The sequence below is a fragment of the Terriglobia bacterium genome (genome assembly GCA_035712365.1).
GTDB lineage: Bacteria > Acidobacteriota > Terriglobia > UBA7540 > UBA7540 > SCRD01.
In genome coordinates this window covers 1-14,609 of sequence record DASTAW010000059.1, presented here as the reverse complement: position 1 = coordinate 14,609, position 14,609 = coordinate 1, and the positions used below count along the sequence as shown (strand labels likewise).

At 58.4% G+C, this 14,609-nt stretch carries 11 protein-coding genes; 6 read left to right on the top strand and 5 right to left on the bottom strand.

Features of this window, described 5'->3' with window-relative positions; all coding sequences use genetic code 11:
* Positions 1-401: 401 nt before the first annotated feature.
* Positions 402-3,128 carry a cation-translocating P-type ATPase gene (locus VFQ24_17915; GenBank protein HET9180236.1) on the top strand — a complete coding sequence of 909 codons (2,727 nt, stop codon included), beginning with the start codon at positions 402-404 and terminating at the stop codon, positions 3,126-3,128.
* Positions 3,129-3,146: 18 nt separating this feature from the next.
* Here the strand turns inward: VFQ24_17915 and VFQ24_17910 are convergent, their stop codons facing one another.
* From VFQ24_17910 to VFQ24_17900, 3 genes are all read right to left on the bottom strand, one after another.
* Entirely contained in the window at positions 3,147-3,485 is a 339-nt protein-coding gene (locus VFQ24_17910) for a P-II family nitrogen regulator (GenBank protein ID HET9180235.1), read from the bottom strand.
* 176 nt (positions 3,486-3,661) lie between these two features.
* Entirely contained in the window at positions 3,662-5,302 is a 1,641-nt protein-coding gene (locus tag VFQ24_17905; protein ID HET9180234.1) for an ammonium transporter, read from the bottom strand.
* Positions 5,303-5,421: 119 nt separating this feature from the next.
* On the bottom strand, positions 5,422-6,735 hold the full coding sequence (locus VFQ24_17900) for an outer membrane beta-barrel protein (GenBank protein HET9180233.1): 1,314 nt from the start codon (positions 6,733-6,735) through the stop codon (positions 5,422-5,424).
* Between the two features lie 854 nt (positions 6,736-7,589).
* Here VFQ24_17900 and VFQ24_17895 point away from each other — a divergent pair.
* The 3 genes from VFQ24_17895 (at position 7,590) to VFQ24_17885 (ending at position 10,404) form a co-directional block, all read left to right on the top strand.
* Positions 7,590-7,985 carry a cupin domain-containing protein gene (locus VFQ24_17895; protein ID HET9180232.1) on the top strand — a complete coding sequence of 132 codons (396 nt, stop codon included), beginning with the start codon at positions 7,590-7,592 and terminating at the stop codon, positions 7,983-7,985.
* Positions 7,986-8,177: 192 nt separating this feature from the next.
* The gene (locus VFQ24_17890; protein HET9180231.1) at positions 8,178-9,236 is read left to right on the top strand and encodes an NAD(P)-dependent alcohol dehydrogenase; all 1,059 of its coding nucleotides are present in this window, start codon (positions 8,178-8,180) and stop codon (positions 9,234-9,236) included.
* A gap of 25 nt (positions 9,237-9,261) precedes the next feature.
* Complete coding sequence (locus VFQ24_17885; GenBank protein HET9180230.1) at positions 9,262-10,404, top strand: FAD-dependent oxidoreductase; 1,143 nt, start codon at positions 9,262-9,264, stop codon at positions 10,402-10,404.
* A gap of 56 nt (positions 10,405-10,460) precedes the next feature.
* Here VFQ24_17885 and VFQ24_17880 read toward each other — a convergent pair whose 3' ends face one another.
* Complete coding sequence (locus tag VFQ24_17880; protein HET9180229.1) at positions 10,461-10,868, bottom strand: DUF1801 domain-containing protein; 408 nt, start codon at positions 10,866-10,868, stop codon at positions 10,461-10,463.
* A gap of 247 nt (positions 10,869-11,115) precedes the next feature.
* Between VFQ24_17880 and VFQ24_17875 the strand changes: the two genes are divergently transcribed.
* Both VFQ24_17875 and VFQ24_17870 read left to right on the top strand, forming a co-directional pair.
* Complete coding sequence (locus VFQ24_17875; GenBank protein HET9180228.1) at positions 11,116-12,627, top strand: phospholipase D-like domain-containing protein; 1,512 nt, start codon at positions 11,116-11,118, stop codon at positions 12,625-12,627.
* Positions 12,628-12,764: 137 nt separating this feature from the next.
* Entirely contained in the window at positions 12,765-13,577 is an 813-nt protein-coding gene (locus VFQ24_17870; protein ID HET9180227.1) for an endonuclease/exonuclease/phosphatase family protein, read from the top strand.
* Positions 13,578-13,733: 156 nt separating this feature from the next.
* On the opposite strand, the gene VFQ24_17865 is transcribed toward VFQ24_17870, so the two are convergent.
* Positions 13,734-13,997, bottom strand: a complete 264-nt coding sequence (locus VFQ24_17865; protein HET9180226.1) for a hypothetical protein — start codon at positions 13,995-13,997, stop codon at positions 13,734-13,736.
* Between the last annotated feature and the right edge of the window lie 612 nt (positions 13,998-14,609).

The following is a 14,609-nucleotide window of genomic DNA, read 5'->3' as shown; positions in this document are numbered from 1 at the left end:
AAAAAGCAAATGGGGGAGCCGTGTGGCTCCCCCCATGGTTCCTCTCTGACCGTCGCCCAGTGATTAGCCGCTGGGTCGGTCCGCACCGCAAGAGCGGTGTGATCAGGAAACGGTTACTTCCGGTGGACTTTGCCTGTCCATGTAACCATAAGTACCACCGTCTCGGGCAGGAATCAAGTCCCGAATTGAACTGCTTTGTTCCTTGGGATTTAGCGCTTATTAGTCTGTAGGTTACGATAAACACCGTTCTCGCGCGGACCGCGGAAATCGGGAGAGATGGAAGATTCGTCGAGGTGCAACTTTGCATCCCTCTCCTTCTCGTGTATTCTCAACCGAGGATAGACACCAGGGCCTAGATTTCGCCATCTGCTGCAGCGGATCCTTCACAGCCCGCTATTTCCATGGCCAATTGGTACCAGATCGATCCACAGTCCGCGGCAAAAGAACTGGGGAGTAATCCCGTCACCGGTCTGACCAGGGTTGAAGCCACACGGCGGCTCTCCGAGTTCGGCCGCAATGAACTTGAAGAGAGCGGAGCCAGGGGCCCCTGGCTGATTTTCCTCGATCAGTTGAAGGAACTGATGGTGGTCATCCTGATCATCGCTGCCATAGTCTCCGCTCTACTCGGCGACTACAATGATGCCATTGCCATCGGGGCCATCGTGATCCTCAACGCGGTCCTCGGCTTTTCCCAGGAGTATCGAGCGGAAAAGGCGATGGCGGCCCTGAAGAAGCTGGCCGTACCAACAGTGAAAGTGCGGCGGGACGGAGAAATTAGCGAGATCTCCGCCAAGGAACTCGTTCCCGGCGACGTCGTCCTGCTCGAGGCGGGTAACTCTGTTGCCGCTGATTGCCGTGTTCTAGAAAGCGCGAATCTCCAGACTCAGGAAGCCGCTCTGACCGGCGAGTCACTGCCCGTCGGGAAAACAAGCGCGGCGCTTCTGCAACCCGATCTGGCGCTCGCTGACCGCCACAACATGGTTTACCTGGGGACCCACGTAACCTCAGGGCGAGGAGAAGCTCTTGTTGCGGAAACCGGCATGCGGACGGAATTGGGGCGGATCGCCGGCATGATCCAGGCCGTGCGGCAGGAAGCCACGCCGCTGCAAAAGCGTCTAGTGCAGCTCGGAAAGATCCTGGCTGCGGCGGCGTTATTAATCGTCCTTCTGATCTTCGCCCTTGGCTGGCTTCGGGGTGAAGACCTGAAGGTCCTTTTTCTGACTGCCGTCAGCATTGCTGTTGCTGCCGTGCCGGAGGGTCTGCCAGCCATCATGACCATCGCTTTGACACTGGGCGCCCAGCGCATGCTGAAGCGCAGGATTTTGATCCGCAAGCTTTCTGCTGTCGAAGCCCTGGGATCCGTTACGGTGATCTGTTCGGACAAGACCGGAACGTTGACCGAAAACCGGATGGCTGCGACCTCTTTCCAGCTTGCCGATCACAGGGTAGAATTGCAAAACCGCGGCTCGGACGACTACCGCAAGGAGTTTCCTGAACTCAGGCAGCCTGGATTCGACCTGATGCTCGCAGGAGCCGCGTTATGTAATGACGCCGTGATGCGGTCAACCGACGGCAGTTCGAAGCAGTCTGGCCCTCTGGGTGATCCTACCGAAACCGCTCTGGTTGTGGCGGCAGCCCGGACAGGTCTCCTGAAGCCGGAGTTGGATCTCTCACTGCCGAGAATTGCCGAAGCCCCCTTCACGTCTGAACGCAAACGAATGACAACAGTCCACCGTTACGATTCCGATCGCGCGGACCTCCCTCCGGCAGTTCACCAGGCCTGCCACATGAGGCCTGCCTTCTATATCGCCTTCACCAAGGGAGCGGTTGATGTTCTCCTGGGCCTTTCGGATACCGTCTGGCTCAGCGACCAGCAAGAGCCTTTGAACGGCGCCTGGCGTGACCGGCTCTCTGCTGAGAACGACAACCTGGCGGCCAACGGGATGCGCGTGCTCGGCGTGGCCTATCGCTGCCTGGCTGCTGCCCCGCCCAAAGGCGATGTGGAAGATGTGGAACGCAATCTCACCTTTGTTGGCATGATTGGAATGATTGATCCGCCCCGGCAGGAAGCCGCGGCTGCGGTCAGCACCTGTAAGGCGGCCGGCATCCGGCCAATGATGATCACCGGCGACCACCCTCTGACCGCCCGCTATATCGCCAGCCAGCTTGGAATCTCCGATGGCGGGACGGTCGTGACAGGCACGCAACTCGAGCGGACCTCGCCCGCGGAACTTGCGCAACTGACGGAATCCGCCGCGGTTTACGCAAGGGTTTCTCCGGAGCACAAGCTGCAGATCGTGGAGGGCCTTCACCGGCGCGGCCATATCGTCGCGATGACCGGTGATGGCGTGAACGATGCTCCGGCGCTGAAGAAAGCCGACATCGGCATCGCCATGGGAATAACGGGGACAGACGTTTCAAAGGAAGCTGCTGACATGGTGTTGCTGGATGACAACTTTGCCAGCATTGTCGCTGCTGTAGAAGAAGGCCGGGTGATCTATGACAACATCCGCAAATTCATCCGTTACATCCTGGCAACGAACTCGGGCGAAATCTGGCTGATGCTGGCATCCCCATTCCTGGGAATGCCCCTGCCTCTGCTTCCGCTCCAGATACTGTGGATGAACCTCGTGACGGACGGCCTGCCAGCCCTTGCCCTCGGCGTGGAACCGGCAGAGTCCGATGTGATGCGGCGCCCGCCGCGACCGCCGCAGGAGAGCATGTTCGCGCGCGGCCTGGGAAGGCACACTCTCTGGGTGGGAGTGCTGATGGGGATCCTTTCTCTCGCTGTCGGCTACGAGTACTGGAAGGCCCATGATCCCGCCTGGCAGACCATGGTATTCACGACCCTCACGCTCTCGCAAATGGCGCACGTTATGGCCATCCGGTCAGAGCGCTGGTCTGTTTTTGAAATCGGGCTGAAATCCAACCTGCCGCTCCTGGGCGCGGTAGGGCTGACGGTAGTCTTGCAGCTTGCCCTGATCTATGTGCCGTTCCTCCAACCGATTTTCAAAACGGTCGCCCTGCCGGTACCAGATCTACTGCTGACAGCCGCGGTTAGCTCGATAGTCCTCGCCGCCGTTGAGCTAGAGAAGTGGGTGACGCGCCGGCAGTCGATAGCTCCGTGAATCCTCAGCCGATCCAGGCTATAGAGCTGCGACCCCGCGCTCTCGACTGCGGATCCGGATGACATCGTCGATCTTGGAAAGGAAAATTTTGCCATCGCCGATTTTCCCGGTGGAAGCATTCTCAATGATGGCATCCAGTACGGCATCCACGCTCTTATCGTCTATCACAATCTCGAATTTTATTTTCGGCAACATATCGGACCTGTATTCGTGACCGCGATACATTTCCGTATGGCCTTTCTGCCGGCCGTGGCCGCGCACCTCCGAGGCCGTCATTCCCTCTATGCCAATCTCAATCAACGCCTGTTTGACAGACTCGAATCTGGCAGGCTGAATTATCGCTTCGACCTTCGTCATCATCGTTCTCCTTTTGCAGCGCGGATATCACCTGGGCTCGCGTGATTCCGTATCGCCCGTAACTTCTGTCGCGTCATAGGGTACTGCCAACGATGCGCCTGTGGCTCAAGTTTTGTCGACCTCGCCTTTGTTGGAAGACCTCGCCGAGTTTCCGGCCTGCCCTATGGATCTCGGCGTCAGGGTGTTAATTCCTCAGGGGAGACACTGGCACGAGCCAGCGATTTGGCTGAAAGACCCGAGGCTTTGGTGGCGGCATCAGTTTGGACAGCCAGCCCAGTCGGCGCGGCGAACGGTGAAATCTGATACTCTGGGTAAGCTGAGATCCCGTGTTCATGCAGATCCATACCGTAGAGTTCCGCCTCTGGTGAAAGTCGAAGGGTTCCGGTTGCGTTCACAGCCAGCATAACGGCCATGGCGATTGCAAATGTCGCCGATGTGACGATTGCGCTACCGATCGCTTGCGCAACCAGCAAATGGGTTCCGCCCCCGTAAAACAGTCCCTTTAGAGGAGCAGAGTTATCGGCGGCAAGAGGTCCGGGGGCTCCATAACTGCCACAGGCAAAAAGTCCGAGCGATAAGGTTCCCCAAATACCGCAAAGACCATGGACGGGAACTGCGCCGATGGGATCGTCGATTCGCAGCCATTCGAGCAAGTCAACTCCCAGAATGACCAGTACTCCGGCGATTCCGCCCAGCAATATTGAGCCCGTCGGGCTGACCCAATAACAGGGACAGGTAATTGCAACGAGTCCGGCCAGAAATCCGTTCGTGGTATAGCCCGCATCCCATTTTTGGTTCCTAAGATAGCCGTAAAGGATGGACGTAAGGCCGGCAGCGCACGCGGCCAGGGTCGTGTTTGCTGCAACCCGGCCGATGCCTTCAAAGTCCATGGCGGATAGAGTACTTCCCGGGTTGAAGCCGTACCAGCCGAACCACAGAATCAGTCCGCCAGTGACGGCGATGGTCAAATCATGGGGAAGCATCGGAGCGCCGCCGTCGCGTTTGAATTTCCGTCCGAGGCGCGGACCCAAAACGATGGCGCCCGCCAACGCGATGAATCCACCTATCGTATGGACGACTGTCGACCCCGCAAAATCATGGAAGCCCGTCCCCAAGGCTGAGAAGAAATGTCCGGAGCTTCCCATAGTCGCCAGCCATCCGTCGGGGCCCCACGCCCAGTGTCCAATGATCGGGTAAATAAACCCCGTGACGCAGATGCTGTAGAGAAGATCGCCGACGAATCCGGTCCTCCCAATCATCGCACCGGAGGTTATGGTCGAACACGTGTCGGCAAATGCGAATTGGAATATCCAAACCGCTAAAAATGCCACACCGGTGCTTTCGTAGGTAGCGGGCGCGTTCTGCAGAAAAAACCAGTGATAGCCGATGAACCCATTGCCGTGGCTGAACATAAATGCGAAACCTACGGCGTAGAACAGGATGCCGCAGAGGCAAGTATCTACCACGCATTCGACGAGCACGTTAACGGTTTCGCGGCTGCGGCAGAAACCGGCTTCAAGCATCGTGAAGCCGACTTGCATACCGAAAACCAGGAACGCCGCGATGAGGGTCCATGCAGTGTTCACCGGGTTAATCACGTCGCCTGCTTTTACCGGCGTGTCAGCGGCGTATGCGCTGGTGAAAAATTTCCCGGCGCCAATCATCACAACGAGGATCACGAGTCCCACTCCCAATGCCTTGCCGCCCAGCAAAATCTTCCCGTACTGGCGCCATTCAGGGTCGCGCAACCGCTTCCGCAGTCGCGAGAGTTTTTCTGACATTGAAAGCTGTGGGCCTTCTCTCAGAGTGGCGGACATCAGTTTTTCTCCTTTCGACGAAAAGAATACAATGGGCATCAATATGGTTCGGGTTCGCCCTGAATGTGAAATGTGCAATCGCTCTTGAATTTCATTCTTCAACACGCCATGTCTGACACTTACCTGGCCCCATGAATATCAAAGACGTAGATGAGACCTAATTCCATGGTGTTTTGGTTCTTCGTCAGGTCCACGCTGCGCCGAAAGAATGGGACATCCGACATGTCGCGCCGGAATTCCAGGCGGCTGATCAGCCCATGAGCGAAAGTGCGTTCCAGAGTTAGGGTGTATTCCTGGATGTGCTGGACGGTCCCGGTGGTGAAGCCGTTTTGATCGTCGTAGTATTCGTACCGGGCGGCAAATGCGTTCCTGTCATTGAACGCGTATCGCGCGTAGGTTGCGATCCCGGTCCACTTCACCGAATTTACTCCTGGGATCATGTCCCCGGCTCCGTAGTCAAAGTTTTCCAGCAGGGAGAATTTGGGGGTTACGTTGAACTGAACCACCGTGTCCGACAGATGCCGCCAATGTGCATTGGTGTTTGGCGTTTGGGGCCCGCCCAGATAATTTTGAGTGATGCTCACCTTGGAGCTGGGCGCCAATGCCAGGCTGAACCCGTAGGTCTTTCCAGTGTTGACAGCAACAATATTGTTCCAGCCGTTGACCAGATAACCCGTCAGCGCGACCTTGGGGCTGAAGGAGTATGCAGCTCGAAGTCCAAAGTGGTAGAACGGGATGGCAAAACCGAACAGGATGCCCCGGCTGTAATTCCAGCCGGGAGCGGATTCGATCACTTCTGCACCTGCTGGAGTTACAAATTTCCCGAAGTCGATTTGAACTCCCTTGCCAATTGGCGCAAGGTACGAAAGATATGCTTCCTTCACATTTTGAGCAAACGATTCTCCTCCCGGCTCCAATGCGTTAACCACGTGCATGGCATTTCCGAATCCTAAGGTCAGGTTGTAACCCAACCGGGTGTTCTTGTCCGGGCTTCTTTTGACAACAAGTTCAGCAAGGTTCAACGAGAATTGGTTGGTGTAATTGTCAAAGACTCTCAGCCCCGCCTGACGACTTGCCGGGTGTTCAAAATCAAGTCCGTAGTACCCATCAACAGAACCGCTGATCGTAGTGGAATCAAAGAGGGTTTCCGCCAAGCCTGGCTTCCGGGCGGTCGCGGCTGGCACTGGCGTCACCACCGCAGATCCCGGATCGGCTGCCGGCGCCTCATTCTTTTCCCGGGCTTTCTTCAATTGATCAATTTGGGCTTTGAGCGCATCCAGTTCCTTCTGGAGTTCCTCGATCTTCGCAGAAGCGTCAGCCGCGATTGTCGATCCTGCCGTTCCAGGGGCCTGCTGGGCATTCAACCAGAAACAGTTCGTTACAATTGTGAAGAAGACCACCATTGGCCCCACGGTAAGCCGTGAGAGTTTCATTCCAGGGCCCTTCCTTGTCTTTTTGGAGTTCTGCCCCAACCAGCGTGGTTACCATAATGAAATTGTGTATTTGCTGTCCAATCAATAGTTATGTTGCGTGCGATAAAAAACTTTTGGATAAATTAATTTTTTGCTGCGGATAAAAAACGCTGCAATCGTCTGCTGAGATATCTGTGAGAGGCAGGCGGTGTGAAGCACACAAGCTGTTTGTATCCCGGGAAGGCGGGCCGGGCGCGCCAGCCGCACGATTCCAACGGCGCACACGGAGGAGAAGCAGTAATCGGGCCGGTGAGTGCTCCTGCTAATTGGATGACTCTGTACTGTCTGTAAACGCCCACTGCCACGCTTGACCACCCGTGTTCGTTATGCAAGAGAGCTTGGTTCGGCAGCAGTTCTTCTCGGTGGGAACTTGGACCGGGCGGATCTATACTTCGCCAGCCGCGCCTATCCGATTTCGAAAACCAACCAGGATTTCTACCCCGGGGTTCACTTATCGAGCACGGTTGGAAACCCGGCGTGTAAAGCACAACAGCATTGAGCGCCGCACGTGATCCATATCCTGCCGGTTGACTTGCTTTCTTTGGCGGGCGCGGCCATCCTCCCTCCCCTGCTTCAAAGCTTTAGGACGAGCGCCCGTCCATTTACGGACATAGAGTCGTATCTTCTTCCTGCCAGGCAGCGTAAAGGAGTAAACTTGGAAGTCTCCACCCTTGGGGTTCGGTGAACGGAAGAGATCGATCGAATGCTGGCCGAAGCCAAGACGTCTGTGTAATTGCCGGTTCCCTTTCGACAGCGGCAGTGAACCGGGAACAGGAAATCTATGATTCTCAGCATCGACAAGAGGAGTGCAGCGAATGGAAATCAAAAGAGTGGGCTCGCAACCTTCTGTGAAAGGTCCTTCAGAGTGGTTCACCGGCACGGTGCGGATTGATCCGCTTATTCAGACGACTGATCCAGCGCTTGTTCAAGGCGCCAGCGTAACATTCGAGCCGGGCGCGCGCACTGCGTGGCACACCCATCCTCTGGGCCAGGCTCTCATCGTTACCTCCGGCTGTGGCTGGGTGCAGCGCTGGGGCGGACCAGTCGAGGAGGTTCGGCCGGGAGATGTGGTCTGGTTCGCTCCAGGCGAAAAGCACTGGCACGGGGCCACGCCGGCCACCGCCATGATGCACATCGCCGTCCACGAAAAAAAGGATGGCAAGGTGGTCGAGTGGATGGAGAAGGTATCCGACGAACAATACCGGAAATAAGTCCGGAGACCATTTTGGGGAGAACGGGAGAAGACAGCTTGCCCGCAACCGAACTTGAAAGTGAGCATCAAAGCCCGAGACCCTGCAGGATTGCGGCGGAGCGGGAGATTCATGATCAACGACCTGTTATTGGCCTCGCGCGCCGGCCCACCCTGCACGCAAAGTATAATTTCTATATAGGAGCTTGAATCCATGTACAAAGCGAAGGCCTATTCTGCTTCGAGCGCCACATCACCACTTGCCTCGGCGGTAATTTCGAGGCGCGATCCGATTGAAACCGATGTGCAGCTTGAGATACTGTTCTGCGGCATCTGCCACTCCGATCTGCACACGGTCCGTAACGAATGGAGCGAGGCGATGCCCACCAGCTATCCCTGCGTCCCCGGCCACGAGATCGTCGGACGCGTCACTAAAGTCGGTTCCGCCGTGAAGAAGTTCAAATCCGGCGACATCGCCGCGATCGGCTGCATGGTTGATTCCGACCGCACCTGCCCGGAGTGCCGTGCCGGCCAGGAACAGTTCTGCCCAAACGTGACCCTCACCTACAGTTTTCCGGACAAGCACCTCGGGGGCGTCACCTATGGCGGCTATTCCGACAGCATAGTGGTTGACGAGCGGTTCGTGCTGCGGGTTCCTTCCGGCCTCGACCTCGCCGGGGCGGCGCCTCTCCTCTGCGCAGGAATCACAACGTACTCGCCCATGCGGCACTGGTGCGTGAGCAAGGGGAAGAAAGTTGGGGTTGTGGGTCTTGGCGGGCTTGGCCACATGGCAGTGAAGTTTGCCAACGCGCTCGGAGCCCACGTGGTTGTTTTCACCACTTCACCCGGCAAGAAGGATGATGCGCTACGCCTCGGCGCTGATGAAATAGTGGTTTCACGAAATGCCGATGAGATGCAGAAGCATGCCGACAGCTTTGACTTCATCCTTGACGCCGTTTCCGCTGACCACGACATCAACGCCTACATCAACCTGCTGAAACGCGACGGTAACATCACGCTGGTTGGCGCGCCGGCAAAGCCTCTCAGTGTCGGCGCCTTCGGGCTTTTGCTCAGGCGCCGCAGTCTCTCCGGCTCGCTGATCGGCGGCATCGCCGAGACCCAGGAGATGCTTGATTTCTGCGGCCAGCACAACATCACCTCCGATGTCGAAGTCATCCCCATTCAGAAGGTCAACGAAGCGTATGAGAGGTTGCTCAAGTCCGACGTCAAATACCGCTTCTCCATCGATATGGCTTCTCTCAGGTCGGAATAGACGAGGGTGAGGAGGAAATCAGGGGTTGGAACGGACTGAATTCCTCGTTATTGGCGCGGGACCATACGGTCTTGCTGCCGCGGCATATGCCCAATCGCTCGGAATCAGCGTCACTATCGTCGGGAAAACCCTGGACTTCTGGAAGAGCAATATGCCGCCGGGCATGTTCCTGCGTTCAGGCCGGGACTGGCACCTTGATGCGCGCCAGACCGCCACGTTTGAAGCCTACCTGAGCGGGCGCGAACTGACGCCCGCCGAAGCCAGCCCCGTGCCGCTCGACACCTTTCTCGATTATGCCGGGTGGTTCATGGGGCAATACGGCGTCATCCCGCGCAATGCCCACGTCGTTCACTTGATGTGGTCCGGGGGCATCTATGTCGCGTCGCTCGACGACGGATCGCGCCTTTGCGCCGGCAAGATCCTGCTCGGTCTTGGGTTCGCTTGTTTCAAACACTACCCGGATGATCTCACCCGGAAACTGCCTCCCGGCTCATTCACGCACACCTGCGACGCAGTCCATTTCGAGCAGTACCGAAGTAAGCGCGTTTTGATTGTCGGTGGACGCCAGAGCGCCTTCGAATGGGCGGCGCTGATCCGCGAGCATGGCGCAGAGGAAGTCCACGTGGTGTACCGCCATGCCACGCCCAGTTTTACGGGGCCGGACTGGTCGTGGGTGAAGCCCATGGTGTGGCGAACGCTCCAGGACCATGCCTGGTGGAGAAAGCTCGGGTCCGGCGAGCGGGAGCAAATTCAAAAGGATTTTTGGATGGCGGGCCGACTGGTCCTGGAAGAGTGGCTCGCCGCGCGCGTCGATCAACCCAACATCCACCGGCACGAGAAGGCTTGCATCGAATCGGCGGGCGCGCAGGCCGACGGCACGTATGAAGTCAAGTTGAGCGACAACTCAAGGTGCAATGTGCACCACGTCATCCTCGCCACCGGTTACCGCCCGGCCATGGGCAATGTAGGCTTCCTGGACCGCGATACGGTCCTTGACCGGCTGGCGACGATTGACGGTTTTCCTGCGCTCGACCCGGAATTCCAGACCAATCTCCGCGGCCTCTATATCAGCGGCCTGGCCGCCACGCGCGACTTCGGCCCCTTCTTCGGCTTCACCGTCGGCTGCCCGGTTGCGGCCAGAATTATCGGCGACGCAGTGATGGGCTGATGGTTGGTGGTCGCGTCAAGACCCACCCAGGCAAAAACAGCAGACAAACTGTGAGGTCAGCGCCGCTTCCTGTCTTCGTTCTGCGTGACCCGCAATTTCACCATCTTCTTAACAAGCGCAGCCGGCAACGGCTTGTCCGTGGGGAATTGGACAGTTCCTTTTGAAATGTGGAGTCCCCTCAGTTCATCCTTCAAGGCTTCTATGACTGATGAGGTTGGAAACAGGCTGCAGTGGTTCGAAAACGCGGCAAACCACACCAGAATTCCATTGTGCTTGAGTGCGGGCATTCCGTAACTGATGGTCTCAGTGGCCTCGGGCGGAGCCGCGGATCGAATCGTCGCGCGAACCTTCTGCAACGTACTTCGGGCTGGTTCCGGGACTCCGGCAAGATATTCATCGACGTTTTTCGCAGGGCCTTTGGCTTTCGCCACAGCGGCGCCCTTGCCGGATTTCAATTTCTTCATGCCTGGAATCTTACAAGAGCTCCCGCCTTATTTCCGCATTCGTCATTCCAGGCCCGGGGTCCTAATCTTCCATAACGGCGCCGCAAGTCAGGGCGAGATTCGGTGGTGACTCAGTTTGGTTCCTATTTGTGACACGGCCATCCTGGCCGTGTCTTTTCGCGGCAGTACGGGCGAGGACGCCCGTGCACAAATCAAACTGAGCCACTACCAGAGATTCCTTGCATTCCACGCGGTATGATAGTGGTTGATGGCCGCACCCGACATCCCCATTGTGCCCGTGGCAGGCAACGCGCCTTCGTCGGTTCGCGTGCTTGCTGACCAGGCATTCTCGCGCGCGGCGGGGGCGCCGCTGATCGGCGGCAACAGAGTCCAATTGCTGCGCGACGCGGAAGAGAATTACCCCGCCTGGAAAAAAGCCATTCGCGAAGCCCGGCGCACGGTCCATTTTGAAAGTTACATCATCCACGACGACGACATAGGGCGCGAATTCGCAGACCTGTTTGTCAGCAAGGCCCGCGAAGGCGTCCACGTGCGGGTGCTTTATGACTGGATGGGAGCCATCGCCCGCACCGGGTGGAGCTTTTGGCGGCGACTCCGGCGCGCCGGAGTCGAGGTGAGATGCTTTAACCCGCCGCGCGTCGATAGCGCCTTCGGCTGGCTCAGCCGTGACCATCGGAAGACCATTATTGTGGACAACCAGATCGCCTTCGTCACAGGGCTGTGCGTGGGCCGGGAGTGGGCGGGCAATCCCGCGCGGCGTATCGCTCCCTGGCGCGACACAGGCGTTTCAATCGAAGGGCCGGCATTGCCCGAGGTTGAACGGGCCTTTGCGTCAACCTGGGCCACCTGCGGCGCGCCGCTGCCTGAGAGCGATCTGGGGATCGGCCGACCTTGCCCTGAGGCTACGGGGGATGTAGCCCTGCGGATCATCGCCACCCAGCCGGGCGTGGCGTCGATGTACCGGCTCGACCAGTTGATTGCCGCCGTGGCGCGGGAATCCATCTGGCTGACCGATGCCTATTTTTTAGGAACGTCATCCTACGTCCAGGCCCTTTGTGCCGCCGCGGCTGACGGTGTGGACGTTCGCCTGCTGCTGCCACGCGCCTCCGACGTGCCGTTTATCCGGGCCGTTTCGCGCGCCGGTTACCGCACGCTGCTCGAAGCCGGCGTGCGTATTTTCGAGTGGAATGGCCCTATGCTCCACGCCAAAACCGCGGTCGCAGACGGCCGCTGGGCGCGCGTAGGTTCAACCAATCTCAACATCGCGAGCTGGGTCAGCAACTGGGAACTCGACGTGATTGTAGAAGACGAAGGATTCGCGGGCGAGATGCAGGCCATGTATCTGGACGATCTGCACGGCGCCACTGAGATTGTCCTGTCTGCCAAGCACCATCCCAGCCCTGTCGTGCCGCGAGGAATGCGCAGGAGGCCCCGCGGGGCTGCCCGTGGCAGCGCCACCTGGGCGGCCACGGGAGTGCTGCGACTCGGCAAGGCAGTGGGCGCTGCGGTCACCAGCAGCCGTGTTCTGGGGCCGGCGGAGGCTTCCGTGATGCTGTCGGGGGGACTCACGCTTCTGGGGCTTGTGGCCTTTGCCGTCCTGTTACCCAAAGTGGTTGCCGGGGTGCTGGCCTTTCTGGCCGCCTGGATCGCGCTGACGCTCCTCGTGCAGGCATGGCGGCTGCGCTTTCCACGGAAGAAGCCGGCCGAGCACGCGAGAGACGCCGAGGGCAGCCCGCCCGCTCCCTTGGAATCGCCCTGAGACAGCAGAAATTTTCCGCCAAACTCAGCCGACGGCCGCCGGCTTTGCATCTAATAATTAGATGGGCAGGTGTTTGTAGCGCCCGGCATTTCACGGGTTTGTAGCGCCGGGCTTCAACCCAGTGGGCTAATCCGCTTATGGAAATTGAAACAGGACGGTCTCATACCCTTCGCGTAGCCACTTACAACATCCACAAATGCCGCGGACTCGACCAGCGCGTGCGTCCCCGTAGGATTGCCCAGGTGCTCCGAGAAATCGATGCGGACATTGTGGCACTTCAGGAAGTGGTGGGGTGCGGTTCACCTATGTGCGAGGACCAGACCTGCTACGTGGCGGACGCACTCGGTTATCATCCGGCCTTCGGCGAAAACAGGCGGCACAACGGGGCGGCTTACGGCAACCTGCTGCTCTCGCGCTTTCCGATTGTCCGATGGCGGAATTACGACATCACAACGCGTGGCCGCGAGCCGCGAGGCGTGCTCCGAACCGACGTGCGGCTGCCCGACGGATGCGTCCTGCACCTGTTCAACGTGCACCTCGGCACCGCCTACCGCGAGCGGGGCGAGCAGGCCCGCCACTTGACCAGCCTGCGAATCCTCTGCAACAGCGAACTCTCCGGAACGCGCATCGTTTTGGGTGACTTTAATGAGTGGATTCCCGGAGAAGCCACCCGGCTGCTCTCCGCCCACTTCGGCTGGGCCCGTCGGTCACGCTTCGCCCACCGGCGGACGTACCCTTGTGTCCTGCCGCTGCTGCGGCTTGACCACATCTATTTTGACGATACCCTCAAGCTCCACCGGCTGGCGCTCCACCGCAGCCGCAAGGCGCTGGTTGCCTCAGACCATCTGCCGGTCGTGGCGGAATTCAGACTGCAGCCCCGCTCGGCCCATACTCCCTCTCACGAGGCTTCTAACGCCTGGGCCGAGCAGGCGCTCAGCCTCCAACCGTAAGCTGCTCATTGTGCCGTCCCCGCCTGCAGGAAGCATGATCTCGGGCGCCTACAGGCCCCTTCGCGAAGCCGCGACCACGGGCAATCAGTTTCGGTGGCGCACATATCGCGGCGGCGAAGGCGCGCTCCGCACGTCGCGCCAGGCTAACTGTCAGGATCACCCGATCCTGACCATCTCCTCCAGCTTTGCGACAGAATCTGCGTGCTGCGCGCTGACGAGCCGTTCCTCCACCTTGTCTGCCACTGGCTCCGCCAGCCATCCACCAAGAGCGGCCAACAATTTTAATGCCGGGTAGAGGGGGTTCCACGGCAGAACTGTCAGCAACAACACCGCTGCCACCCACTCCAATCCAGCAACCCACACCATAGCAATGCAAAGCATCTCCAGTGCCAATCTCACCTTGTCTTCAGAATTAATCATTCCGGTATCCCCCTTCTACTCTCAGCTCACTCGTTCCCGCTGATGGTGCGCTCTTGCTTTGAAAATCCCCCTCCCGCCAGCGAATTTCCAGCCGGTGACCCTCAACTGGAAGGGCGCCGCTGGCCGTCTCCCCCGTACAAACTTTCACGTTCGGCGACTGACAATCACTGGCCATACTGACCAGAAATGCGCGGCATCATCCGCTCGCTTCATGCGGCGTGCTGGGTGATGCCTGGCTTTCCTGGGACTGTCGGCTGATGCGATCTGCCGATTTTCCCCCTTTACCTGTGTGAACCCTTAACGCAAAAGTAACTCGGAGCAGAGATGCTAACAATCAGGGAATCCACCTATTTGCGCTGCGGAAATTCCCTATGAATTCCAGCCGGGAAGACCCATCGCCTGAGAGCGATTGGCCAATCGAGTTGAGCAATTAAAGCTCGTAATTTCATATATTTATGCATCAATCGAGGAGGTGACGTAAATTTGTGTGTGTAAAAGTGAGGAGGGTGTAAGTTGGTTTCGCCGAGCAAGCGGAACCAAATCCTTAGAAAAGGAGCTTACACCCCATGGCGAAAGTAGCACCGATGACGGAGCAGTTCCAACACTTTGTGC